At 63.9% G+C, this 249-nt stretch carries 1 protein-coding gene; it reads left to right on the plus strand.

Annotated elements, in window-relative coordinates; translation table 11 throughout:
- Positions 1-19 precede the first annotated feature (19 nt).
- On the plus strand, positions 20-249 hold a 230-nt coding region (locus AC5RVV_RS18475; RefSeq protein WP_494002773.1), incomplete at its 3' end, for a hypothetical protein.

Here is a 249-nt window from a genome sequence, read left to right on the forward strand (position 1 = left end):
CCTGTTGCCGACGATGGGGATGACGAACGTGCGATATCAGGGGCTCAGCAGTCCGGTCGGCGCCGGTATCCTCTTGGCCGTCGCTCAAGCACATGAGGTCGTCCGGTCAGGTCTGGCCAACCATGTCCTGACCTACTTCGGCGTGGACTGGGGATCCTTCGGTTCAGGCCCCACCGGAATCCACGGCGCGATGGACGCCAAACGGGAGGTGGAATACCCCGTCGGCTTCGGCGGCCCACAGCTCTACTT

The organism is Arthrobacter sp. MDT2-34-1, assembly GCF_059091365.1.